This window comes from Pseudomonas sp. P4_C3 (assembly GCF_056402075.1).
Window position 1 is genome coordinate 12,494 of sequence record NZ_JBFUIC010000025.1, and the last position, 25,067, is coordinate 37,560.

Consider the following 25,067-nt stretch of genomic DNA (forward strand, 5'->3'; position numbering starts at 1 on the left):
GCTAAGCCGTTCGTGGATCAAAAGGTGGTCTTGAAGGTGAGGTACATGGCGGCGCGGTCCTCGGTGGCGCCTCCACCGGTGAACGCCGTGTAGCCACCGGCGTAGCAGGTGTAATCCTGTTCAGTGTCGAACGCGTCCGGCGTAGTGCCATCGGTCTGACCGTCGTCGCAGGACTGACTCTTGCCGAAGGCGTCTACGTACTTGAGATCGACGTAGTACTTGTTGTAGATCGCCGCACCGAGGCCGATGGCATAGGTGCCCGCGCCCTCCGCACCGCCGGCCACCACCGGTGAAACGCCGTCGACGCCGACGTTGAGTGACAGCGGTGCGCTCAGGTCGACACCCGGAAATACCTGGTACCAGGTCGGGGTGAAGTTGACCGCCAGGCCCCAGTTGTCGCGGGTTGGCTTGTCGATGCCGCGGTAGCTGCTCTTGCCCTTGTAGAGCGCCTCGTTCTCGCTATCGAGGCTGATCAGCCTGCTGTAGTACAGCTCGCCGAGCAGAGTGGCTGAATCGAACAGCGGGGTGTCGGCGATGGTCATCAAGCCATTGAGGGTCCAGTGCAGGGTATCGCCTGTGGCGCTCAGGCTGTCGCCATCCCGGGGCGTGCCATAGACGACACCCGTGCCCGCCGTGCGCGGCGGAATAACCATGAAGCCATTACCAAGGCCCAGGGGGCTGGTTGAACTCAGCACGGCGGGGATGCTGGCCAGTGGCATGTTCTGCCGGAAGTTGAGATCGCTGCCGACACTGACGCCGCCGAACTCCTTCGATAGGCTGATGCCGTAGATGTTGATGTCATCGCCATAGGCGAACTGGTAAGTGCCGGTGCCGAGCGAGTTGAGCAGGTTGGGAAATGCCCCCGCTGGTAGCGGGAGTGCCCCGGCGGTTGAGAGTGACGAGGTATTCAGCCATGCCTGCGGAAGAATGTCCGAGGTTTTACGGTAGTAGAATCCGAGGGTGCCATCCAGCCATTCAGGCGACCACTTGGCCATGACCCCCCAATCGCCACGGTCATCCGGGGTAAGGTCCTTGCCACGACGAACGCTGGTCAGGGCATTTTGCAGCAGGAAACCCGGGGTGCCGGTATGGCCGAGCAGGAATGATTGAGCGCCTTGTCCAAGCAGGTCGGAACCACCGTAGTAGGTGCCGGCCTCTGGCAGGCGGGCCTCGTCCCAGCTCAGGAAGTACTGGGCACCGATGCTCAGCTCCGGGTTGACGGTGAAGCTGGCGGAAATCTGGTTGCGTGGGATGAACAGCTCCTTGGCCTCGGTGCCAGGGGACGCCGACAGCTTGGCCAAATCCAGGCCGGCCTGGCCATAGCTGACCGAATGCACCGGATTGAGGATAGTCTCGCCCCAGAACACGTTGTGCTGGCCAGCCTTGATGCTCAACAGTGATTCCTCACCCACTTCGGTGCTGTAGAACACGAAGGCATCGAGGATCTCGCCGGAAGGGCCGCTGTAGTAACGCTTGGCATATCTGCTCAGGTGCGGGCTGCCAAAGCCAACACCGTCCGCGGTAATCAGGGGCGTGCGTGGGTCTACCAGCACCTGGCCAGACTGGGCGCCATTGCCGTTGACGAACGGGTTGGAATTGGAGCCGGTATTGTCATAGGCCTTGTCGTACCAGCTGGCGGCACTGACGCGAAACCCCATGGCTTTCTGGTAGACGACGTCTAGTTCGCTGAGCAGGTCGACGCGGTTGGTGATATTGGTCCCGGACTTGCGGAAGTTGTAGTCGCCGTCGTTGCTGTTAGGCGTAGCGAGCATGCGCTTGTCGGCGCTCTCGGTGCGCACGCCGTAGTTGTACTTGACCGTGTTGTCGAAGCGCACCGACCAGTCTTCGCTGCCGGTGTCGAACTCGAAGGCCTGGGCGGCTGGCATGGCGGCCGCCAGAATGGCCGAGGCCAGCAGGCTTTGCCGCAGGTTGAGGTGGCTGTTATTGCTTTTCATGGGCTGATGCACCTTTTTGTTGTCGTTGTTGGTTGTGCGGCAGACATTTCGGTCTAACGGCCGTTACGGGGAAAGCCGTTGCAGGATGCTGAGAGAGACCGCGCGGCCTAACGCCGTGCTGTGCTGCAGGGCGGTTCTGGCCCTGCTCAACTGACGAGGACCCGCCACGCCACGCAGTTGCCAGACCAGTTCGACCAACTGGGCGATACCAGTGGCGCCGGGTGCGTGGCCGCGGCCGAGCAGGCCGCCGGACGGGCAAACCGCCACACCGCCGCGGTCACCGTTATGCCGGCCCTGGGCGAAGGCGGCGAGCTGATCCTCACGGCAGAAGCCCAGGGCGGCACAGTTGATCAGGTAGTCGCCGACGCTTTGGTCATGCAGCTCGACCAGGTCGATATCTTCCGGGCCGAGACCGGCCAACTCGTAGGCACGGGTCGACAGGCGCCGGGTAGCGGCGCGGCCCAGCACGTCGAGTGCACTGAACGACTCCTGGTCGGCATCGTTTTCGCCGCCGCGCAGGCTGACCAGGCAGGCGATATCGGCACGCAGCCCGTAGCGCTGGGCGAACGACGGCGTGCACAGGATCAGGACGGCGGCACCGCATGCCGGGGCACTCAAGTAAGGGGCAAGCCAGCTATCGACCTCATCCAGCTGGTTGAACAGGGCATAGGGATTGAGGCGTGCCTGGGTTCTGGCCCCCAGCACAACCTGTTCGTAGATGGCCTCCGAGACTCCCAGACCGGTGAGCAGATGGCTGTTCTGGGCGGCGAACAGTTCTGCCGGATGTTGCCGTCGTTCCAGCTGTTCGAGGGCTTGATGGTTTTCCGCCGTGAGGTCCTGCGGTTTGCCCGCGCGTTCGCCCAGATCGAAGAACGCCCGGCTGGAAATGCCTGCCGGCATGGCTTCACAACCAACCACCAGCACGCACTCGGCCTCGCCCGCAAGCAGGCTCTGGCGCGCCAGGTGAAAGGCTGCATGTCCAGAGACGCAGCCATCGCGGACATTGACCAGGCTGGTCCCGATCAGTCCGAGAGGCGCCATCAAGCGCTCGCCGATGCCCGAGCCGGAGTGCACGCAGGCGAAAAAGGTCTGGTCGATCAGATCGAGATCGAGGTCCGTGTCGGCCAAGGCCAGGTTCACCGCCGACTTGGTCAGTTCAGTGGCATTGCCACTGCCCAATGCGGTGAACGGGGTCATGCCAACACCTGCGATCAGTACCTTGTGCGTCATCGTCTCTGTCCCGAGGTCGATAGCGCGACGCTGCAATCGGCGTCGCACCGAGCCGTCAGCAGACCTGCCGGCGGTTCTTCATGGGATCGAGATTATTCCCGGCGCACTACTTTGCCCCCCCCGGCGATGGGGGGGGCTGTGCAAGAGGTCGGGGAGAGGCTGCTAGGGCTGCAGAATGCCCAGCAGATAGGCGCGATCGAGCACATGCTTGCGGTTGCCGGCCTGGAACTTGCCGAACAGGTTCTTCATGTGCCATTTCACGGTTTCTTCGCCGACCTCCAGGGCCAGGGCGATCTGCTTGTTCGACATGTTGCGCGCGAGCAATTGCAAGACCTCGCGCTCCTTGGGGGTGAGCATCCGGCTCGGCGAGACGCTCACCGTCGAGTGCTTGCGGGGCGGGCCGGGCGCTGCGGCGGGTGGCTGCACGGCGGCCGTCGGGGCATTGCCCTGTAGCTGGGCCGCCCAGGCCGGCAGGTCCGGGTGGGTGTCGGCGAGAATCCGCAGCAGGCCGTATTCTTCGGCCAGACTGACGGCCTCGCGCAGGGCCGGCACACCGTCCTCGCCGAGACGCTGGCGGGCAAGTGCCTGGAGCAGCAGTATCTGTACGCTTTCACGGCCACGGCGCAGGCGCTCGGCCAGTGGCGCGGCCTGCTCCAGCAGCGCCAGTACGCCGCTCCAGTCATGGCTGGAGACGCAGGCATAGACATGCCCGAGTTGTGCGTACAGGGCCAGTTCGGGGCCCAGCAGACCGCTTGGTTCGCGGACGAAGTCGGGCAGCAGTTGGTCGAGGCGCTGCCACAGGGCCTGGCAGGTTTCGCTGTGGCCGCGCAGGGCGTGCTGGCGCAGCTGTTCGGCCAGCGCGCTGATGCACAGGCGTGGCATCTGCCGGGTCTCGCCGATGGCGAACAGTTCGTCGAGCAGGTCGTGGGCGCGGTGGGTCTGCCCCTGCAGGGCCGCCAGGCGGGCCGCGCTGACATAGCCCTGGACGATCGCCTCGGGGGCGGCCAGGCGCGCCAGCAAGTCCAGGCGATTGGCGAGTACGGTGCTGGCCTCGATCTGGGCGTCGCGTTCGAGCAACACGTTGGCCAGGGTCGTGGCCATCAGCAAGGCGATGCCGCTGCGCCGGCCGATATCCTGGTCGGCCTGGCTCAGGCTGGCGCGCAACGCCCGCTCGGCGCTGAGCATCTGGCCCTCCCAGAAATACGACAAGCCGAACTGCCAGTCGCGATGGCCGCGTACGGCATCCATGCCGGAGGTCCATTCGAAGCGCGGCGCATTCTGGCAGTAATGGCGGGCACGCTCGGTATGCCCCGCCGCCAGGGCTAGGCGAATCCTGTGGTTGGCCAGGATGGCCTGCAACTTGATGGAAAAGGCGGGCGCCTTGTCCAGCCAGGGTTCGATGATCTGCTGCGAGGAATCGGGGTGGTCGGCGGAAAAGGCGGCGGTCGAGAGGATCGCCGCCGCTTCGCACTGCTCTTCTGCGCTGGCGTTCGGGTCGCTGCCGACCTGCTCGATCATCTGCACGGCCTGCGTCTGGTGCCCGCTCAAGGCCAGTGACCAGGCCACGACCAGGCGCAGGCGCGGACGCCGCTCGACTTCGTGACTGGGCAGTTGCTCGATCCAGTCCAGCGTCCGGGTAAAGTGACCGCGCAACATCAATTCGTACAGGCAGCTCTCGGCCAGTGCATAGGCTTGCCTGGTTTGCCCGGCCAGCAGTGCCTGGCGCGCGGCGGCCTCTGGCAGGCCATGGCCAGCGAGCCATTCGGCGGCGCGCTGGTGTAGCAGTTGACGCTCTGCTTCGGGCAGTGCGGCGAAGCGGCTGCGCAGCAACTCCTGGGCCAGCGGATGGATGCGCAACCAATCGCTGTCCACGCCCTCGATCAGGATCGGAGTGCTGCTCAGCAGCTCTTGCAGCCATGCCGCGGCGCGTTCATCGGCGAGCAAGACGACGCACAGTTGCGGATGGACCATCTCGAACAGCGAGATGCGCGTGAGGAAGTCGGTCTGCTGCTGCGAGAGGCGGGACAGCAGCGAGTCGATGAAGAAATTCTGCCGATTGCCATTGCTCACGGCCAGGTCGCGAATGGCGCTGTGCAGGTCGCTGCTGCGCTCGATCGCCGAGATCGTCAGTTGCAGGCCGAGCGGCCAGCCCTCGGTGATCTCGTGCAGGTGTGCGCAGTCGTCCAGTTCCAGGCGCTGGCCGAAGCGCGTCGCGAGCAGGGCGAGGGTCTCGTCGAGGGTGAAGCGCAGGTCATCGACGCCGACCACGCCGAAGTAACCCTGCGCGAGCAGGTCGGCCATCGGCAGGGTCATGCGTCCGCGCGAGGCCATGGCCACGCGCAGGTTGGCGGGTGTGTTGCGCAGCAGGTAGGTCAGCGAGTGGCGTGCCGTCGCCTCCGGCAGGCTGTGCGCGTCATCCAGAATCAGCAGGGTTTCGGCACCCAGGTCGGCGATTTCGGCCAGCCAGCTGGTCAGCTCGTCGAGGTCGTCGAGGTCGTCGGCGCCCTTGCCGAAGAGGCTGGAACTACTCTGGGGCATTACTGGTCGACCGCTGCCGACCGCCTTGGCAACGGCCAGGCCGTGAGCCAGGCGCAGCGGATCATCATGCTCGTCGAGGGCCAGCCAGATCACCACGCCGCCCTGCGCCAGCCAGTCGCGGCGCCACTGGGCGAGTAGTTGGGTCTTGCCAAAGCCCGCCGGTGCCTGCAGCGCGATCACTGCCTTGTCGGCCAGCTCGGCGGAGTCCAGGCTCAGCCGGGGGCGCGCCGTGGCGGACTTCTGCAAGCGCGGCGGGGTGGCCTTCAGGACCAACCCGGGTTCGGTACTCACTAGGCTCAAGTGCTGTTCTCACGGTTGACGGAGTGCGGTCTCCAGCTGGCTACGGTGCGCCGCTGGCGGTTCTTATTGTCGGACCATTCTGTATCCGTTTCCGCCGGCTGGCGATGCTGCCGGCACGCGATGCGATCTTTTCATTTGGCCATTGCCGACGAACAGAAGTCCAGACGTTCGTTGCGCCGAGTCTGATCGGGTTCCGACGCCCCCCCCATCGAGGGGGGCGGAGCCGCAGTCCGGGCGGCCTATGGTGGCAACGTCGAAGGGTATGGCTGACTGCTGCTCCCCCTCCGCGCCAATTGCACAGGCATCTGGAGACCCCATGAACGCTCGAATCCTGGCAGCACCCCTTGCTGGCATCCCGCCTGACCTGCAGCGGCCTTCGCTTAACGAGCCGGTGTGCCCAGGCGTTGGTCCTGCTGGTCCAGAGCATTACTGATGCTAGTTCGGCGCCACTGCAGAAGGTCCCGCTCACGGGCTGGCTGCTCCCTGTGCTGTTGATCGCGCTGCCGGCAGGGGCGGACGATCTGGAGCCTGGTTTGCTCAAGGTGGGTATCGCCTACCTCTGGCGGTCAGCCCGGTTTTATTTACGCCCGCCATGGGGCGGAGGTCGAGCAGCTGTGGACGGAGATAGTCCGCTTGAACCGCCCCCAAACGCAGCGCTGAACGTGCCGTTTGGTGAAGTAAACCCAGTGCTTCGATCATTCGCCAGGATGGCGAGATTGATGCCATTTCAGTGAACAACGCAGTATTCGAGGAGTGTGTCGTATGAGTCCGTATCGCGTAGGGCTGGACAAGCAACCGGCCAACCACATGGCGTTGAGCCCGCTGACGTTCATCGAGCGTTCGGCTTACATCTATCCGCAGCGTCCGGCGGTGATTCACGGTCAGCGTCGTTATACCTGGGCCGAGACCTATGCGCGCTGTCGTCGATTGGCGTCGGCGTTGGCGGCTGCCGGTGTGGGGCAAGAGGACACGGTGGCGGTGATGCTGGCCAACACCCCGGAAATGTATGAGTGCCACTTCGGCGTGCCGATGTGCGGGGCTGTGCTCAACACCCTCAACACCCGCCTGGATGCCGAGGCCATCGCCTTCATGCTCGAGCATGGCGAGGCCAAGGTGTTGATCACCGACCGCGAGTTCGCCACGACCATCCGAGCGGCATTGCCCAGGGTCGGCCATGGCATCCTGATCATCGATGTCTGCGATAGCGAATACGACGGTCCCGGCGAACAGCTCGGCAGCTACGAGTACGAGGCGTTCATCGCCAGTGGCGACCCGCAGTTCGCCTGGTCGTTGCCGGGCGATGAGTGGGACGCGATTAGCCTGAACTACACCTCGGGCACCACCGGCAATCCCAAGGGCGTGGTCTACCACCACCGCGGCGCCTACCTCAGTGCGCTGTCCAACATCGTCACCTGGGGCATGCCGCCGCATGCGACTTACCTGTGGACGGTGCCAATGTTCCACTGCAATGGCTGGTGCTTCACCTGGGCCCTGGCGGCCAATGCCGGCACCAACGTGTGCCTGCGCAAGGTCGACGCCCAACTGATCTTCCAGGCCATCCGCGAGCACCGGGTCAGCCACTATGGCGGCGCACCCATCGTGCAGTCGCTACTGATCAATGCGCCGGCTGAATGGCGCGAGGGTATCAGTCATCGGGTGTCGGCGATAACCGGAGGTGCCCCGCCGCCGATGGCGATGGTCGAGGGTATGAAGCAGTTGGGCTTCGACCTGACCCATGGCTACGGCCTCACCGAAACCTATGGTATGTCTACGGTATGTGCCAAACACCCGGAGTGGGATGCGTTGCCACTTGAGGAGCAGGCTCGTCTCGGCGCGCGTCAGGGCGTGCGCAGCATCTGCCAGGAAGGCATCAGCGTGCGCGATTCCGAGACCATGGAGGAAGTCCCCCATGACGGCGAGACCGTGGGCGAGATCATGCACCGCGGCAACCTGATGATGAAGGGCTACCTGAAAAACCCGCGCGCCACCGAGGAGTCCTTCGTGGGTGGCTGGTACCACAGCGGCGACCTGGCGGTGGTAGAGCCGGATGGTTACGTGAAGATCAAGGATCGCAGCAAGGACATTATTATCTCCGGGGGCGAGAACATCAGCTCGATCGAGGTCGAGGACGTGCTCTACCGCCACCCGTCCGTGCTGGCCGCCGCGGTGGTCGCCACTCCTGACGAGCGTTGGGGCGAGGTGCCCTGTGCCTTCCTCGAACTGCGCGATGGCCATGTGCCCAGTGCGCAGGAGCTGAGCGCGTTCTGCCGCGAGCGCCTGGCCCGCTTCAAGGTGCCCAAGCAGTTCGTCTTCGGCCCTTTGCCGAAGACATCCACCGGCAAGATCCAGAAGTTCGTCCTGCGCGAGCAGGCGCGTTCGGTGATGGCCATCGACTGAGACCCGCCAGGGTCTCACGTATCGCCCCACCCTAGACCATATCTAAGAAAGAGGATTAGCCCCATGCACACAGACACGGCCTCCACCGCGGCGATCACCGGCGCCTCCTCGGGCGAGATGGCCTCGCGGATCGACAAGCGCGTGAAGTCGGGCGTGGTATGGGCCTTCCCGTGGGCGCTGGTGCTTTCCTTCCTCAGCCACCTGCCAGAGCGCCTGGCCAACGCCCTGGGAGATTGAACGAGATGGACTATCCGATGCGCAGATTGCAGATCAACGGCCTGGAAATGAACGTGCTGATTGTCGGCGAAGGCTCACCGGTGCTGCTGGTGCATGGTTTTCCCGACACTCATGCAGTCTGGCGCAAGCAGATCCCCATGCTGGTCGCGGCCGGCTACCAGGTGATCGCCCCGGATACCCGCGGCTGCGGCGAGTCGCAGATGCCAAGCCGGGTCGCCGACTACCACCGCGACCTGCTGGTGGCGGACCTGCGTGCGCTGCTCGATGCRCTCGGCATCGAGCGGGTGCGCCTGGTCGGCCACGATTGGGGTGCGATGCAGGGCTGGTTTTTTACCCTGACCCATCCCGAGCGGGTGGAGCGCTACATTACCCTGTCGGTTGGCCATCCGGCGGCCTATGGCAGCGGCGGCTTGGCACAGAAACTCAAGGGCTGGTACGTGTTGATGTTCCAACTGCGCGGCTTTCCCGAGTGGCTGCTGAAGGCCGGCTTCTGGTGGTTATTCCGCAAGGTCACCGACTTTCCCGAGGAGTTTGGCCACTGGCGGCAGGCCCTGACGCGGCCGGGGCGCCTCGCGGCCGGCATCAACTATTACCGTGCCAACCCCGGCGTGATCCTGCCGCGCGCCTGGCCCAAGGCCCGGGTGCCGGTGTGCGGCATCTACAGCAGCGGCGACCGCTTCCTGACCGAAGGGCAGATGCGCGACACCGCGCGCCATGTGGACGGCCCTTTTCGCTACGAGCGCATCGACGGCGCTAACCACTGGCTGCAGCTGCACGCGCCGGAAAAACTCAATCCACTGCTACTCGACTGCCTGCGTTGAGCAAGGAATTCACATGCAAACCTATCGTTTCGAACTGACCCTGACGGCGCATCTGCTGCTCGCCTTCTCGTCTTATCCCAGTGGCACACGCCGGGCAGTATGCTCGGCGCCGACGAGATCGACGGTTACATGAGTAGTTTGGAGCAGAACCTGCCCTGGCCGGCGCAGAAGAAGGGCGATCTGATCCCGCCCATGCTCAGTTGGGCGCTGGCCTGCTGATCCTGTTCCTGGCTGTGGCCTGGGTCCGCGCGCTGCGTCGCAGTCGCAGCTGAACCATGGCTGGCGGCGAAGCTACGCGAGAGCTGCCGGCTGTCGCGGAGCCTCCCCAGATGATTCCCCCCCCTTATTCGGAGTTCCTCTCATGTCGATTGAACAAGTCGGGCCGGCCGTCGAGCAGATGCGCCAGGTCTTCGCCAGCCAGCGGGCCGCCTTCGCCGGCGAGCGCTATCCGTCGTACCCGGTGCGCCGGGCCAACCTGCAGGCACTCAAGGCGGTGGTGCTGGACAATGCCGATGCGATCGCCGCAGCCATCGCCGCCGACTTCGGCCACCGCTCCAGCCACGAGAGCAAGCTGCTCGACATCTTTGGCCTGGTGAGCGAAATCAACCACGCGCTCAGATGCCTAAAACAGTGGATGAAGCCGCACAAGCGCGGGGTCGGTCTGTGGTTCCAGCCTGGGCGTGCTGCTGTGCTGGCGCAGCCGCTCGGGGTGATCGGTATTGCGGCGCCTTGGAACTATCCGCTGTACCTGACCTTGGGGCCTCTGTGTGGTGCGTTGGCTGCCGGCAACCGCGCCATGATCAAGATCGCCAGCGACTCCAGCCAGTACGGGGCGTTGCTCGCGCGCTTGTTGGGCGAGCGGTTCGCGGAAGATCTGGTGGCAGTGATCCAGCCGGGACCCGGGATCAACGACCAGTTCTCCCGCCTGCCGTTCGATCACCTGATCTTCACCGGCTCGCCGGGCGTCGGACGGCAGATCATGCGCAACTGCAGTGAGAACCTCACCCCCGTGACTCTGGAACTCGGCGGCAAGTCGCCTACCCTGGTGGCGCCAGGCTTTTCGCTGCAGCGCGCCGCCGAGACCATCCTATGGGGCAAGTGCCTGAACTCCGGGCAAACCTGTGTCGCGCCGGATTACCTGTTCCTGCCCGAGGGTAGCGAGCAGCAGTTCATCGAGCAGGCGCGGAGAGCCGTGGCCCGTTACTACCCGGGGCCGCTTGGCAGCAACCCGGATTACAGCTGCATGATCAATGCCCGGCAGCTGGCCCGGGTCGAGGCTCTGCTCGCCGATGCCCACGACAAGGGCGCGCAAGTCGTGGCGCTGGCTGATGCCGAGGAGGCGCGCCGCGCCGGTAAGCTGGCACCGCACCTGGTGCTGAATGTGCGCGACGACATGCAGATCATGCAGGAGGAAATCTTTGGCCCGCTGCTGCCGGTGCTCGCTTATCGCGAGCTGGAGCAAGCCCTGGACTACATCAATGCGCATGAGCGGCCGCTGGCCCTGTACATCTTCGACGAGGACGAGGCGCGGGTTGAGCAGGTGCTGAGGAAGACTCTCTCAGGAGGCGTCTCGGTGAACACCGTGATGCTTCACGTGCTACAGGAAAACCTGCCGTTCGGCGGTGTCGGCAACTCGGGGCTGGGGCATTACCACGCGCAGGAGGGGTTCCAGACCTTCAGCAAGATGCGGCCAATCTTCTACCAGGCCCGTTTCAATGGCAGCTTCCTGCTCAAACCCCCCTATGGGCGTCTCACCGAGGGTCTGCTGCGCCTGCTGCTGCGCTGAACCGCCCGGCTCAGCGCTGGCCTGCTGTTCCTGGCCGCGGCCTGGGTCCGCGCCCTGCGCACTAACTTACATTGGCCGCAGCCGCTGCCCGGCCCCATCCAACATTCCGGAGATAGTGGATGAAAGCTGTTGTTTGCCAGAACACCGAATTGCAGGTCGTCGAGCTGCCGGAGCCGGTACCCGCCAAGGGTCAGGCACTGGTCAAGGTGCTGCGCTGCGGCATTTGTGGCTCGGACCTGCACATGCGCCACCACTGCGACGAGTTCAAGGCCGTGGTGGATAAGGTCGGCTTCGCCAAGGTATTGCCGTCCAGTAGCGATCCGGTGGTGTTCGGCCATGAACTATGTGCCGAGGTGCTGGAGTACGGCGCCGGGTGCAACAAGAAACTCAAGCCCGGTACCCGGGTGGTGGCCCAGCCGGTCCTGCGTATCGGGGCTGCGATCCACCTGGCCGGCCTGTCGCCGCTGGCCACCGGCGGCTACGCCGAGCGCATGCTGTTGCAGGAGTCGGCGCTGGTGCCGGTACCCAATGGCCTGTCGGCCGAGATGGCGGCCCTGACCGAGCCGATGGCGGTGGCCTGGCATGCGGTACGCCGCAGCGAAATTCAGCGCAAGGACGTGGCCATCATCATCGGTTGCGGGCCGGTGGGCCTGGCGCTGATCTGCCTGCTCAAGGCGCAGGGCGTGGAGCGCGTGGTGGCCAGCGACTTCTCCGCCGGGCGGCGTGCCCTGGCGCAGCGGTGCGGGGCCGATGTGCTGATCGATCCGCGCGAGGGCTCGCCCTACGCCGAGCGTCCCGGCGAGGATTTCATCCGCGATCTGCCCAGCTTGTTGGAACTCTCGTTGGGCACCCGCGAGAAGCTCGGCAAGCTGCCGGTGCCCTGGCACATCGCCTGGCGCCTGGCCGAGAAGCTTGGTGTCGGGGCGCCGAAGCGTCCGGTGATCTTCGAGTGCGTAGGCCTGCCCGGGCTGCTGCAGCAGATCATCGATGGCGCGCCGCTGCTGTCGCGGGTGATGGTGGTCGGTGTGTGCATGCAGGTCGACCGTTACGAGCCGGCCCTGGCGATCCACAAGGAGATCGACCTGCGCTTCGTCTTCGGCCATTCGCCGCTGGAATACCGCGACACCCTGCACATGATCGCCGAGGGCAAGGTCGACTGTGCGCCCATGATCACCGGCACCGTCGGCCTGGACGGGGTCGCCAACGCGTTCGACGCCCTCAAGGATCCGGAGCAGCACGCGAAGATCCTGATCGACCCGCAAAGCGCGGTGGCCCAGCTATGAACAGGACGACGACCTTGAACGCACGTTCGCCCTTGCCCCTGCCGTTGAACCAGATCGCCTTCAGCGTGGTCGATCTGCGCCGCACCGAAGCCTGGTGGTGCGACGGTCTGGGCTTCCTCCCGGCTGGCGGCAGCCGCCTGATGATGCGCGGCCCGCTGAGCGCCACCATCGTCGACCTGCCCGGCGCGGCAATGACCTGCTGGTGCCTGGTCGGGCGCAACGACTGGTGTCAGTTGGAGCTGTTCCAGTACGAGCGGCCGATGGCGCGCCTGATGCCGGCCGATCGCCAACCCAACGACATCGGCTATAGCCGCATGGGCGTCTGGGTGGCCGATTTCGACCTGGCGCTGGCCCGTCTGGTCGCGCTCGGTACCCAGCCGTTGACGGCGCCGCTCGGCGCAGCCGGTGCGCGCCGCGTATGCGTGCGCAACCCCGACGGGGTCTATGTCGAGTTGCTGGAGCAGGATCCACTACCCGAGGAGAACCTTCGTGGTCGCCAGGACTGCCCGGTGGCGATCCGTTACGTGAGCATGACCACTCCGGATTTGGCCGGCTCCAGCGCGTTCGTCGGCAGCGGCCTGGGCGTGCCTGAGCACGACCTGCAGCTGCACGACGATGCCCATGAAGCGCTGTGGGGACTGGCGGACGCCGGCGCCAGGCGCCGGGTATTCGGCGGGCCGACCCTGTTGCTGGAGATCGTCGAGTATGGCCGCGCTCCGGGGCGGCCCCGCGAGGCGGGCTACCGGATCAACGACCAGGGCATCCTCAACATCTGCTTTGGCGATCCGCGAAACCGCCATGGCGTCAACGCCATGCACCAGCGGGCGCTGGCCGCGGGCGCCAAGGCGAATTGCCGGCCGATCCATATGCCGCTGGCCGGTTGCGTCTACGTCAACGATCCGCTGGGGTTTTCCTACGAGTTCATGTGGGCCCGCCCGGGCAGAGGGCATCGTGACTTCGGCTTCCTGCCGCTGCCGCGCGAGCGGCGCCCGCTCGCCGACAACCAGGCCTGCGCCGCGAGCATCGAAATCGCCTCCGCGCCAGAGCGGGTCTTCGCCCTGCTCAGCGACCACCAGGCACTGGGACGCTGGGCGGGGCTGGGGCAGTGCCGCCTGGTCAAGCCGGGGGCCGGCGAGGTCAACGGCTACGGCGCCGAACGGGTGCTGAACTCGCTATTTGGCGCCATTCACGAACAGATCACCGAGTTCAGTCCGAACCGGGGCTATCGCTATCGCGTGCTCCAGGGCTCGCTGGTGTATTGCCATCAAGGCGAGGTGCGCCTGACCCCCTGCCGCGGCGGCACGCGCGTCGACTGGCAGATCCGCTTCCGTACGCGCATCCCCGGCCTGGGCGTGCCCCTGCGTTATCTGCTCGAACACAAGCTCAATGCTGCGCTCGTAGGCCTGCGCCGCCAGCTGACGAACTGAGCATGTCCCCTGGTCACCCCATGAATCTGGAGAAAAACAGCATGCATATCCTGAAATTCATCAGCAAACACATCGTCTTGAGCATTGTCATGCCGGTGACGATCGTCGCCGGGCTGCACTTCTACTTCTATCACTTCGGTTGAGCGAGATGCCTCAAATGAAATCAGCCTACTCCCTCGGTCTGCTCACCCTGCTATTCGGTGCCGGCGCCAGCGCCGCCACTCTCAGCGGCCACGTCATGACTGACGATGGCAAAGCGGTCGCCGGCAGCATGGTAACCGTCTGGAACGAAGCGCGTAACCGCAAGGAAACCGTCTACAGCGACGCCGACGGCCGCTACTCGCTGGAAACCGGCTTCGCCGGCAAGCTGCAGGTGCGCACGCGCACCCCCTATTTCAAGGATATCGTGCAGCCGCTGGAACTGGCCGCTGCCGATCGGCAGCGCCTGGATTTTCGCGTGGCCAAGATCGCCTCGGCCGAGGAGCTGTCCAACAGCCTGACCGCCTCGGCGCATGCCGCGACCCTGCCGTTCCCGGATGCGTCGACCAAGGAAGCCTTCATTTCCCAGTGCAGCTTCTGCCACCAGCAGGGCAACGCACTGACTCGCACGCCGCGCAGCGAGGAGCAGTGGGGGGGGACAATCAGTCGCATGGAAGGTTATCTGGCGACGCTGACCTATGGCGAGAAAAAGAGCATCGCCAAGATGTTCGCCGAGGGCTACGACGGCAAGCCGATCAAGGCGATCCAGAGCCACCAATTCAGCCCCGAACTGGCCAAGGCGCGCGTCGAGGAGTGGCATGCGGCCACGCCCCTGTCCTTCCTGCACGACACCATGGTACTGGCAGACGACAAGCTGATGGGCATCGACGAAGGCCGCGACGAGGTGTACATCCTCGATCGCCAGAGCGGGCAGATCGACACCTACCAGATGCCGGTGACCGACGAGGTCAAGGGCGGCAACTTCCGCGGCATGCAGATGCCGATCGGCATCTTCACCGGTAAGCACGGCCCGCACAGCGGCGCGCAGATCTCCGACGGGCGCATCTTCTTCACCGGCGCGCTGTCGAGCAACCTGATCATGTTCAACCCGGCGACCAAGGCCTGGAAGCTCTACCCGATCCCGCAGGGCTTCCTCTGGCGCAAGGGCCTGTATTCGCACACCATCCGCGTCGACAATGATGACAATGTCTGGTTCACCGTGCTGATCTCCAACACGGTGATGAAGTTCGACACCAAGACCGAGCAATTCACTGAAATCGAAACCCCGCACAATGGCGTGCTGCGCTGGATCACCGACACCTTCATCGGCGTCGTGCTGAAGATCTCCGCTTGGTTCCCCGAGCAGAATTTCCACCTGGCGCTGTCGCACCACAAGTGGCTCAACGGCGGCCGCAACGTGTTCAACTGGCCCTACGGCATTGATATCAATCCGCTCGATGGCGGCGTTTGGTACAGCAAGGTACTGGCCAACAAGATCGGCCACATCGACCCCGTCACCCATGAGGTCACCGAGTACGACGTGCCGCACAAGGGCCCACGCCGCCTGCGCTTCGGGCCGGATGGCAGCCTGTGGATTCCGTCTTTCGACGAGGGCTACCTGATGCGCTTCGACACCCAGAGCAAGACCTTCGAGAGCATCGCGCTGCCTCTGCTGGCGGCGAACGAGTACGAGATCCCCTATGCGCTGAACGTCGACAAACACGGCGACGTGTGGATCGCCACCAACAATACCGATCGGGTGATGCGCTATATCCCGGCGCAGAAGAAGTTCATTGCCTACCCGATGCCCAACCGGGTGATCTGGTTCCGTGACTTCGAGTTCACCCAGGATGGCCGCGTGTGTACTTCCAACTCCAACCTGCCGGCCTATGCCCACGAGGACGGCCTGCCTGCCTTCGTCTGCATCCAGCCGGACGTCGCCGATACCGACACCCTGCAGCCGGCGCATCAGCATGCGGCGGTGATGGCGACCAAGTAAGTGCGCTGTACCGGGCGCAGCTCTGCGTCCGGCAGGCCTAAACCGACGAAGCCAGCGCGGCGCTGAAATGGCTGCCGCGCATAACGGCAGGGGCGAAAACCTCGCCTCCGGCGTTACACCGATTGGGGAGAGAGACCATGTGAATTGCACCGCTCAGCGCCGCTGGCGTTCCTTTGCTGCAGCGCACCTTGCGCGAGCCACTGCTGCATTTCCTGCTGTTCGGCGTGCCGGGCGAGCCGACGGCTGATCAGTAGAGAGTTGTCGACCCTGGCCGCCTCGCCGCGCTGCAGGACAACGTCCTCAAGGGCAGGCGGCGAGCGCAGACGGGCGAAGAGCTGGAGGGCCTGGTGCGCGACTATGTGCTTGAGGAAATGGCCGGGCGTGAGGCGCGGGCGCTGGACATTGATCGGGCTGACAGCGTAATCCTCCGTTCATGGCCGATGAACAGGAGCGCAAGTTGCGTGAAATGATTCGCACTGGCCAAGCCAGTGCGCTCAGGCCGCGATGGAACTAATCACCAGTTACGGTAATGGCACCCTGTCCAAGCAGCTGGTGCCTGTACCCGGCTCCGAGCCCTTCAGCAATGCCTGGCAGGAGTCGGTGAGTGTAGGTGAGGACTACAATGAACCGGGTCGTTTCACGGCTTTGCTCGGTTACGAGCAGACCTCGGACACGGGTGCCAACAACCTGCACCGCAACGTCATCTTCCGTGACAACGGTGACAAGGTGGCGCAAGTCGATCCCTTCACCACCCTCAAGCCGCTGGGCATCGACAACCCGCGAGTCGATCTGGGACGCGATGCAGCGCGGCGAGACCTATGGCATTACTGGGCCGCGCATGAATGTGCGCCTGTTCGCCGGCGGGATTTCAACCAGGCTGACCCACAGAGCCGCAGTCTGGCCGATGCCGGCTACTGCAAGGGCTGGTTGGATGCCTCCGGCAAGCTGCACGAAAAGGTCTATGGCGTGGCCTGGAGCAGTAAATCCAGTAGTAATGCCCGTATTACTCGATACCGGCATTGTCGCTTGGGGCTACAGCGGGTTGAGATGCTCGTCGAACTGGTTGAGGCTGACGAACTGCAGCGCTTGCAACTGGTCCAGTCGGCGCAGGTGCTGGCGGTATTGATCGAGCAGTTCCAAGCGTGCCTCGTGCGAGATGTAGGGCACATGGTAGGCGACGAAGGGCGGCAGTACGGTCATTCCGGTTTAGGCCAGGGTGCCTGGCAGGATGGGGCGCAGCATGGCATTGAAGTCGCCGTGCACGCCGCCCTCGACCAGCATGTGCGGTTGTCCGCCGACACTGATCGCCAGCATGGCCCGCTTGCCGCTCAGCCCGCTCCCTTCGCGGCCGAGGTCGGGGGGGCGCGGCCTTCGGCATCCAGCCACTGCGACCGCGGTGATGATAGAAGAGCTGGCCTATCATTCGAACTCCGTTGCGGCGATAGTCGATGTGCACTGCATTCTTGCCGGTGGCGTCCTCAAGCATGGCTCCGACTCGATCAAGCAGCGCTACCTCACGCCTCTGCTCAAGGGCGAGAAGATCGGCAGCTTCGCCACCACCGAGCCTGACGCCAGCTTGGACCTGAGCGTCGAGGCCATGCGCACCATCGCCATCCGCACCGAGGATGGCTACATCGTCAATGGCCGCGAGCGCTTCATCAGCAACTCGCCGGTCGCCGATTTCGTCGTGCTGCTGTGCGTCGATGGCGAGCGCATGACCGAACTGGTGGTCGAGCTGGATTGGCCCGGTGAACGCGTGGGCCAGCCGGACAAGAAGGTGGGCAATCATGGTCAACTGACGGCAGATATCTACTTCGACGACGTCAAGGTGCCCCCGGAGAATGTCGTAGGCCAGCCCGGTCAGTGCCTCAAGATCGCCCTGCAGATGCTCACATTCGGCCGGGTAGCAATCGCCGTCAGCTGCGCCGGCATGGCTCAGGCACTGTTCGATCACAGTGTCGAGCGGCTCAAGACCCGTCGCGTCTTCGGCAAGGCCATCGGGAAGTTCCAGCATTGGCAGTTCAAGCTGGCCGAGCGCGCCACCGAAATCGAGAATGCCCGCAACCTTTACCTCAAGGCGGCACTGCGCATGGATGAGGGGCTGGCGTTTCCAGAGCCTGAGGCTGCGATGGCCAAGTGGTACGCTACCAACCTGGCCGGCGAGTTCGCCCGCGAAGCGGTGCAAATCTTCGGCGGCTACGGCTTTATGCGCGAAATTGCCACCGATGGCTCGCACTACCGCGTGAAGGAGATTTACCGCGACTGCAAGATTGCCGAGATCTACGAAGGGGCCAATGAGATCCAGAAGATGGTGATCGCGTGCGCCATCTTCGGCAAAGAGATCACCGGCTGATTCGCGGCTCCTATCCTGAACCATGCTCGGCGTTGCGCCGAGTCAGACCGGCAACGCGGGCTCTGCTGCAAAGGGCCTGTGTTGGCGTCGCCCCGAAACACGGCTCGGCAAGCAAGCTCAGCAGCAGTGCACTGACCTGTTCCGGGTGTTCCTCGGCAGTTTCTTGTCCGGCCTGAGCCAAGTAGTGCGTTGGGGCCGTCAGGAGTTTTGAGAGCGAAATTGCGAGCAGTTCTGCGATGTGTGCGTTGCAGTAAAAATCTGCTCAAGCATCGAGATGTGCTGGTTGGATGGCGTCGAGTGGAAGTGAATGTTGATGTTTCATTGACTGGCTCCGATCCAACGGCGTCGCCTGCCTTATTTGGCTGCTACCACCGGAGGGGCGTTCCAGCCACCACCCAAGGCCTTGAAGGCGGCGACTGCTGCGCGTGCAGATTCCGTCTGCTCCTGCGCGCGGGTATCGGTGGATCGCAGCAAGGTTTCATCGGCATTCAAGAGCTCGATCAGGCTGACAGCGCCTTTCTGATAGGCCATAAACGACGCGTTGCGCGCTTGGCCGAGCGAATCGGCTCCCCTGGCAAGTAGGGTCGCCTGCTCCTCGCGTTTGACCAGGGCCGAGAGGGCATTTTCTACATCCTCAGTGGCATGCAGCACGGCCAGTCGATAGGCCGCGAGTATTTCTGCTTCCTGCCCCTTGGCCAGGTCGATTTGCGCGTCGATACGGCCGAAGTCGAACAGCCGCCAGCGCAGGCCCAGCACTCCGGCGGTCTGGCTGGCACCGCTGCTGAACAGGTTACCCCTGGACACCGATGTCGCGCTGCCGATCAGCCCGCTCAGGGATAGCTTGGGATAATACTCAGCAAGGGCGATACCGATTATGGCGTTCGAGGCGGCCAAACGACGCTCGGCCGCAATCAGGTCGGGCCGGCGTCTGAGCAACTCGCTTGGCGATCCCGCCGCCGCAATTTGCGGGGCAACCGGGAGTACGCCAACGCCTGTCTGGAGTATCTCGACCGCAGCCCCGGCCGCGCCCTGGACGAGCGCCTGATCGCCAGCCTAGCCAGCGGCAACTGGATCCGCCAGCAGCACAATCTGCTGCTGACCGGCCCGACCGGTGCCGGCAAAACCTGGCTGGCCTGCGCCCTGGGCAACCAGGCCTGCCGCCAGGGCTACAGCAGCCTGTACCTGTGCACCCCACGCCTGCTGGAGCAACTGCGTATCGTCCACGGCGACGGCAGCTTCGGCCCCGCCCTGCAACAGCTGGCCAAGGTCGACGTCCTGGTGCTGGACGACTGGGCGTTGGTCCCGCTGGAGGAGGGGGCTCGGTATGACCTGCTGGAAGTGATCGACGACCGCGCCGGCAACCGCTCAAAAATAGCCGGGTCGTTTACTGAGAGCAGGGTATTGGTGAAGAACTGCGAGAACGTCAGAACACCGAGGATGTTGTAGGCCTCGGCGAGCCAAAAGTCCTTGGTGATAAGCGAGTTTGGGTGATGGTTACTGGGCGTTGTTGTTTCTCTCTGGGTAATGGTGGCGGGTGAGCCACGCACTTTTAGCACTCAAGATGTCGCGCAAAGACAGGCTCTCCGAGCGTTACGCGTTTAGCTCGATATGTATATCTCTGGCGTCTGAAAATTTTCAAAGCCGCTCATCGGCGTCAGCAAGATTTAGGCTATGTCCCAGTTATGTGTTGAGCGCCGCACACCTTGTAGAAGGGGCTTTAGCCGCGATGGGGCACGGCAGGCAGTACAGCGTCAATTCACGGTAGCCAAACGGTGGACCGTTCGCTGCGCTCCTGAGCCCACCCTACAATTTGGCCTTCAATACGTAACTGGTACAGAGCCTAATCAATGTGGTTCTCACGCTGCACTGGGCTCCGCGTCCAACAGCTCGGCTGGCTGCGACTGGCTGGCGCAGGTGACGAACTCGTAGTCCGCATCGCGCACCCGCCGGGTCTGCAGCCAAAAGCGCCATGTGGCACCCGGCCAGATCAGCACGTTCTTGCCACCGGCCTGCTGATACCAGCTGGTGCAGCCGGACGACCAGGCGGTGCCGACAAATTTGGCCTGCAGCTTCTGGTTGAACTCGCGCTGCACCTGCGGCTTCACGTCCAGATAGTCGGCGCCTTTCTCCTGCAGGCGCTTGAGGCACTGCATGATGTAATGCACTTGAGCTTCGATCATGAAGATGACCGAGTTATGCCCCAGGGCCGTGTTGGGGCCGAGCAGTTGGTAGAAGTTCGGAAAGCCGGTCACCGTCGTACCGTAATAGGCTTCCGGACTCTCTTTCCAGTCCTGCGTCAGGTCGTGGCCCGGCAGGCCGGTGCAGGGAAAATCCTTCATGTAGATGCGGGGGTCGGTGACGAAACCGGTGCCGAGAATGATGCAATCGGCCGGCAGCTCACGACCATCGCGCAACAACACCGAGTGCTCGCGCAACTCCTTGATGCCAGCGCCGATCAGCTCGACGTTGTCGCGATTGAACATCGGCAGCCACTTGTTGGAAATCAGGATGCGCTTGCAACCGATCAAATAGTCCGGCGTCAGGGCCTTGGCCAGCGCTTGGTTCTTGACCTTGACGTTGATAAACAGCTTGGCCAGTTTCTGTATAACTGCCGCTACCCGTGGCGCAAACAGCGGCCAGGCACGCGACTCGTTGCTCCAGTACAGGCGTGCACGGTGCAAGGTGCGGCTGAACGGCAGGCTGACGAACAAGCGTTTTTCCCAATCGGCATACGCCCGCTCGTCACGCGGAATCACCCAGGCCGGGGTGCGCTGCAAAATGCTCAGTCTGGCCACTTTGCGGGCAATTTCCGGGGCGTACTGAATGGTGCTGGCACCGGTGCCTACCGAGACCACCTGTTTGCCGCTCAGGTCATAGTCGTGATCCCACTGCGCCGAATGGAAAATCTTACCCTTGAAATTTTCCTGCCCTGGAAACGTCGGTATCGAGGGCACATGCAACGGGCCCGAAGCCAGCACTACATGGCGCGCGACAAACTGCTCGCCGGCGGCGGTATCGACTGTCCACAGGCCCTTGGCCTGATCGAAATGCATGCCGCACACTTCGCGATTGAAGCGCAGAAACGGACGGATACCGAACTTCTCCGTGGTATCGAGAATGTACTGCTGAATTTCCTGCCGCTCTGCGTACCGTTTGCTCCAGTCGTTTTTTGGCGCAAAGGAGAACGAATACATGTGCGATTGCACATCACAGGCCGCGCCCGGATAGCTGTTCTCGCGCCAGGTGCCGCCGACATCGCCGGCCTTTTCCAGCACGACAAAGTTGTCGTTACCGGCTTCGCGCAATTTGATCGCCATGCCCAGGCCGCCAAAGCCCGAGCCAATAATCACCACATCGACAATCTTGCTGGTGCTGGTTGCGGCTGACTTGTGCATGGGCGCTCCTTGACAGGGATAAATGGCAATGTCGCCAGTCTAGGAGCCACCCAATAGGAGAGATATGCTAGGGTTGGCAATAAATTGATAGTTTCGGCAAGACAATAAAATCAATATGGCCAGTCATTCGATCCTTGGACTCACCTACATCTTCAACAGCCTGCGCAAGCAGGGCGTGGATGTTTCCCCGCTGCTGCAACGCTACGGCCTGGATCTTGAGCATCTGGCGCCGGATGCGCGGATCGATCGCAGCCTGGAGCTGCGGCTGATATGCGAGCTGGCCGGGGAGCTGAATCAACCCTGCGTCGGTCTGAGTATCGGCAACGGCGTCGGCTTTGCCGGCTATGGCCCCCTCAGCCTGCTGTTGCTGACCTGCGACACGGCCCAAGAAGTTCTGTATTGCGGCATCCGCTACCAGCAACTGACCTATCTGTTCAGCGAGGTTAGCTTTCAACCCGGGGAGAGAGTCAGCGCCCTGACCCTCGCGTCACTGCCGCTGGCCGAACCCGCACGACGGATGCTGATCGACATGCAGATGGCCGGCACCTACAAGCTGATCCTCGATGTTCAAGCCAGCCTGAACATGGACCTGTATGCCATTCAGGTTGACCTGCCGTATCCCAAGCCGGCCGAGGCCCAGGTGTATGAGCAGTTTTACGGCTGCCCGGTGCACTTTGACGCCAGCATTGCGCGGTTTTGGATGCGCAATGAACACCTGCAGTTGCGCCTGCCCAGCAGCGATCGTAGCGCCAATGCGCTCTACCGCCGGCAGTGCGACCAGCTGCTACTGGGGCTGCAACAGGAGCAGGCCAGCGGCAACTCGGCCGATCAGGTGCGTGCGCACCTGAGCCTGTTCACCGCGGGTTTTCCGACGGCCTGCGAGGTGGCCGCGGCCCTGGGGTTTTCCGAACGGACCCTGCGCCATCAGCTACGCAGCCAAGGCACCTCGTTCCGGCGCATCCTCGAAGAGCTGCGCTTTGCCCGTGCGCGGCAATTGCTCGAAAGCAGCCAGCTGTCGGTAGAGGCCATTGCCGGGCAGCTGGGTTATGCCGAGTCGGCGGCCTTTATTCACGCCTTCCAGCGCTGGTCCGGCAGCACCCCGGCGCTCTATCGCCGCCAGCACCAGTTGGGGCGGGCGCCTGAATTGCCCCGACCTTGTCCGGTGTGATTTTGGGCTTGATTTTAATCGCGGCTACCGCTGAACGGCTGCAATAGTTCTTAACCGGCAAGCCATAGCAGGCAGCTGCCGGCCGGCTACACGCGGCTTATGGACATGGCCACAGGGAATCAGTAACAGTGCCGGCACTGTATGTCGTTTTTCCCCGCCTTATGTCGAATTGCAAAATTCGACACCCAAGCTGATCAAGGAGTTAAGTGTTCAACAAAAAGTCAGGTTGTAATCATTTCCGAATCCAGCCTGGATGCGGTCGAGTGCGCCCTCTAACTCTGCTCGTGTGTGTTTGCGAAAAGGCAGCCATCCTATTTAGTCTGCCGAATAATCAGAAAATACGAGCCACAACTTCCGCATTGGCATGCTTTCGTGTGCCGAGGGTGGGGTATTCGTCATGTCGTTTGTACCCATCCACTACCGGGTTCAGCCGTTCATGACGGCGATGTCCGGTTCCGTCTTGATTGCGCTACTTGCGCCGATGGCCCTGAACGGTGGTGGCGGGGCACGACTGGCATTACTTACCACCGCAATCACGATGCTGATTGTGAAAAAGCCGCTCCTGGCGATTACTGCCGGAATTCTGGCTGCAGCCTTGTTCAGGCATTTGTAACTGTGTTCTGACAGCTCTGCTTTTAGCGGTCTAGTGCGAGCTCGGTGAAAAACTTCCTTTAGTCAACGCCGTCCGAGTCTATTCGCCCTGTCGGATTCTGCACGAGCGGCTGCTAGTGTCCGCGAGCCTGCAACAGTTTTAACGGAGGGTAATGAACAGGGCGCATAACCCTGCTTTACCCTTGGTGCGAATTCCCTGCTTCATGCTCGACGAATCCCTCTGGGACTATTCGCTGCTGTGCCACTTCTTCCGATAATAGCCAGGGCTTTCTCCGGTCCACTGCTTGAACGCCCGGTGAAGCGCACTGGCCTCGCAGAAGCCGGCCTTCTCGGCGATCGCGGTGATGCTCAGGTCGGTGTTGCGTAGGCACTCGAAGGCGATGGCGCGGCGTACCTCGTCTTTGAGCTCCTGGAAGGAGAAACCTTCTCGCTGCAGCTGGCGGCGGAAGCTGGCGATGCTCAGGGCGCGCTCCTCGGCCATGTCGGCCAGGGTCGGCCAATGTTCGTAGCGACAATTGCGCAGCTGTTTGTAGACTTCGGCGCTCAGTCCCTGGCGATTGCTGAAACGCACGATCAGCCATTGCGGCGAGGTGCGCAGGAAGGTCTTCAGCGTCGCCAGGTTCTGTACCAGCGGCAGCTCCAGATAACTGGCGGCGAACTCGATTTCGCTATGGGTGGCCTCGAAGGTCAGGTTGGGTCCCCAGAACAAGTGGTCGTCACCATGCTCCGGTCGCGGGTGGGTGAATTGCGAGCTGTCGATGGGGATGCGTCGGCCCGCCAGCCAGCACAGCAGGCCAAGCACCACGGTTAGGTAGGTTTCCTCGGCGACGCTGCGCGCCTGCGGGTCTGGCTGGCGGTTGTGCAGGCGGATCACGGCACGGTCGCCGCGTACCGACAGGCTGCCGTGGATATCCCGCAAGAACAGACCGAGGCCGCTCAGGCACTGGAGCAGCGCCTGGCCGAGGTTGTCGGCCTGGATCAGGCTCCGACAGATCAGGGCGAAGCTGCCGGTCGGCATCCCGTGCGAGTCGAAACCGAGGAACTCGTCGTCGAGCTCCCGGGCGACGGCCAGCCAGAGTCTGGCAAAGGCCGAGGCGGCGATGCGTACCGATTTGTCGCTCAGTTGCTGTTCGGGAATACCCGCCGCGGCCAGTACCACCGCAATCCGCTCGGGTTGCCCGTGCAGCCCGTAAAGCGCTGCACGGGCAAAATACACGGCCACTGAATCCTTCTCTTGCATAACGCTCGCTCGCTGCGGGTCAGTTGCCTGGGGGTTGCAAAAAGTATCAGCCAAATCAGTAATTTTCGGCATAGGCCAGTGTTCATCGGCTCCCTAGACTACCCCACGCCTGGGCAGTGCGCCGCCATAGCGTGCGCAGTCTACGCATCAGTTGGATCTCAATGCCACCGGAGTCTCCTATGCCTAATCCCGAAGTCTATATCGTCAGCGCTGTCAGAACTGCAATCGGTTCCTTCGGCGGTACGCTCAAAGATACCCCGCCATGCGAACTGGCCACGACCGCGGTCAGCGCCGCCCTGCAGCGCAGTGGTTGTGACGCCGAACGTATCGGTCATGTGGTGATGGGC

17 protein-coding genes and 5 pseudogenes are annotated in these 25,067 nt (G+C 63.3%); 15 read left to right on the plus strand and 7 right to left on the minus strand.

The window, feature by feature from the left end; genetic code table 11:
* Positions 1-17: 17 nt before the first annotated feature.
* The 3 genes from AC1DVH_RS07330 to AC1DVH_RS07340 all read right to left on the minus strand — a co-directional run bounded on the left by AC1DVH_RS07330 (position 18) and on the right by AC1DVH_RS07340 (position 6,014).
* On the minus strand, positions 18-1,955 hold the full coding sequence (locus AC1DVH_RS07330) for a DUF1302 domain-containing protein (RefSeq protein WP_477753222.1): 1,938 nt from the start codon (positions 1,953-1,955) through the stop codon (positions 18-20).
* Between the two features lie 63 nt (positions 1,956-2,018).
* Entirely contained in the window at positions 2,019-3,185 is a 1,167-nt protein-coding gene (locus tag AC1DVH_RS07335) for a thiolase C-terminal domain-containing protein (RefSeq protein WP_477753223.1), read from the minus strand.
* 162 nt (positions 3,186-3,347) lie between these two features.
* Entirely contained in the window at positions 3,348-6,014 is a 2,667-nt protein-coding gene (locus AC1DVH_RS07340; protein WP_477753235.1) for a helix-turn-helix transcriptional regulator, read from the minus strand.
* A 771-nt stretch (positions 6,015-6,785) separates the two neighbouring features.
* Between AC1DVH_RS07340 and AC1DVH_RS07345 the strand changes: the two genes are divergently transcribed.
* The 10 genes and pseudogenes from AC1DVH_RS07345 to AC1DVH_RS07390 form a co-directional block, all read left to right on the plus strand.
* Positions 6,786-8,420: an acyl-CoA synthetase gene (locus tag AC1DVH_RS07345; RefSeq protein ID WP_477753224.1), complete on the plus strand. Its 1,635-nt coding sequence runs from the start codon at positions 6,786-6,788 to the stop codon at positions 8,418-8,420.
* 63 nt (positions 8,421-8,483) lie between these two features.
* Positions 8,484-8,657, plus strand: a complete 174-nt coding sequence (locus tag AC1DVH_RS07350) for a hypothetical protein (protein WP_477753225.1) — start codon at positions 8,484-8,486, stop codon at positions 8,655-8,657.
* A 17-nt stretch (positions 8,658-8,674) separates the two neighbouring features.
* A complete protein-coding gene (locus AC1DVH_RS07355; RefSeq protein WP_477753226.1) occupies positions 8,675-9,478 on the plus strand; it encodes an alpha/beta fold hydrolase in 804 nt (267 codons plus the stop codon).
* Between the two features lie 361 nt (positions 9,479-9,839).
* Positions 9,840-11,264, plus strand: a complete 1,425-nt coding sequence (locus tag AC1DVH_RS07360; protein WP_477753227.1) for a coniferyl aldehyde dehydrogenase — start codon at positions 9,840-9,842, stop codon at positions 11,262-11,264.
* A 119-nt stretch (positions 11,265-11,383) separates the two neighbouring features.
* Entirely contained in the window at positions 11,384-12,547 is a 1,164-nt protein-coding gene (locus AC1DVH_RS07365; protein ID WP_477753228.1) for a zinc-binding dehydrogenase, read from the plus strand.
* A 14-nt stretch (positions 12,548-12,561) separates the two neighbouring features.
* Positions 12,562-13,974: an SRPBCC family protein gene (locus AC1DVH_RS07370; protein ID WP_477753229.1), complete on the plus strand. Its 1,413-nt coding sequence runs from the start codon at positions 12,562-12,564 to the stop codon at positions 13,972-13,974.
* Between the two features lie 157 nt (positions 13,975-14,131).
* Positions 14,132-15,952: a carboxypeptidase regulatory-like domain-containing protein gene (locus AC1DVH_RS07375; RefSeq protein WP_477753230.1), complete on the plus strand. Its 1,821-nt coding sequence runs from the start codon at positions 14,132-14,134 to the stop codon at positions 15,950-15,952.
* A gap of 504 nt (positions 15,953-16,456) precedes the next feature.
* A pseudogene (locus AC1DVH_RS07380) lies at positions 16,457-16,631 on the plus strand (DUF3604 domain-containing protein); the annotation flags it as partial.
* Positions 16,575-16,805: pseudogene (locus AC1DVH_RS07385) on the plus strand (DUF3604 domain-containing protein); the annotation flags it as partial. The pseudogenes AC1DVH_RS07380 and AC1DVH_RS07385, both read left to right, overlap by 57 nt.
* Positions 16,742-16,945 (plus strand): annotated as a pseudogene (locus AC1DVH_RS07390) (DUF3604 domain-containing protein); the annotation flags it as partial. The pseudogenes AC1DVH_RS07385 and AC1DVH_RS07390, both read left to right, overlap by 64 nt.
* Before the next feature lie 39 nt (positions 16,946-16,984).
* Here AC1DVH_RS07390 and AC1DVH_RS07395 read toward each other — a convergent pair.
* Complete coding sequence (locus AC1DVH_RS07395) at positions 16,985-17,152, minus strand: hypothetical protein (protein ID WP_477753238.1); 168 nt, start codon at positions 17,150-17,152, stop codon at positions 16,985-16,987.
* 112 nt (positions 17,153-17,264) lie between these two features.
* Between AC1DVH_RS07395 and AC1DVH_RS07400 the strand changes: the two genes are divergently transcribed.
* Positions 17,265-18,305: an acyl-CoA dehydrogenase family protein gene (locus AC1DVH_RS07400; RefSeq protein WP_477753236.1), complete on the plus strand. Its 1,041-nt coding sequence runs from the start codon at positions 17,265-17,267 to the stop codon at positions 18,303-18,305.
* Positions 18,306-18,659: 354 nt separating this feature from the next.
* On the opposite strand, the pseudogene AC1DVH_RS07405 reads toward AC1DVH_RS07400, so the two are convergent.
* Positions 18,660-19,292, minus strand: a pseudogene (locus tag AC1DVH_RS07405) (TolC family protein); the annotation flags it as partial.
* Between AC1DVH_RS07405 and AC1DVH_RS07410 the strand changes: the two are divergent.
* Positions 19,269-19,751 carry an ATP-binding protein gene (locus AC1DVH_RS07410; protein WP_477753231.1) on the plus strand — a complete coding sequence of 161 codons (483 nt, stop codon included), beginning with the start codon at positions 19,269-19,271 and terminating at the stop codon, positions 19,749-19,751. The pseudogene AC1DVH_RS07405 and the gene AC1DVH_RS07410 sit on opposite strands and share 24 nt — an antisense overlap.
* A gap of 410 nt (positions 19,752-20,161) precedes the next feature.
* Here the strand turns inward: AC1DVH_RS07410 and AC1DVH_RS07415 are convergent, their stop codons facing one another.
* On the minus strand, positions 20,162-21,700 hold the full coding sequence (locus AC1DVH_RS07415) for a flavin-containing monooxygenase (RefSeq protein ID WP_477753232.1): 1,539 nt from the start codon (positions 21,698-21,700) through the stop codon (positions 20,162-20,164).
* A gap of 115 nt (positions 21,701-21,815) precedes the next feature.
* Here AC1DVH_RS07415 and AC1DVH_RS07420 point away from each other — a divergent pair, with 115 nt between their 5' ends.
* Together AC1DVH_RS07420 and AC1DVH_RS07425 are read left to right on the plus strand one after the other, a co-directional pair.
* Positions 21,816-22,868, plus strand: a complete 1,053-nt coding sequence (locus AC1DVH_RS07420) for an AraC family transcriptional regulator (RefSeq protein WP_477753233.1) — start codon at positions 21,816-21,818, stop codon at positions 22,866-22,868.
* A gap of 382 nt (positions 22,869-23,250) precedes the next feature.
* Positions 23,251-23,481: pseudogene (locus tag AC1DVH_RS07425) on the plus strand (AzlD family protein); the annotation flags it as partial.
* 225 nt (positions 23,482-23,706) lie between these two features.
* On the opposite strand, the gene AC1DVH_RS07430 reads toward AC1DVH_RS07425, so the two are convergent.
* Positions 23,707-24,720 carry an AraC family transcriptional regulator gene (locus tag AC1DVH_RS07430; protein ID WP_477753234.1) on the minus strand — a complete coding sequence of 338 codons (1,014 nt, stop codon included), beginning with the start codon at positions 24,718-24,720 and terminating at the stop codon, positions 23,707-23,709.
* A gap of 179 nt (positions 24,721-24,899) precedes the next feature.
* Between AC1DVH_RS07430 and AC1DVH_RS07435 the strand changes: the two genes are divergently transcribed.
* Positions 24,900-25,067 (plus strand): thiolase family protein (locus AC1DVH_RS07435; RefSeq protein ID WP_477753237.1); only part of this gene is annotated, 168 nt, incomplete at its 3' end.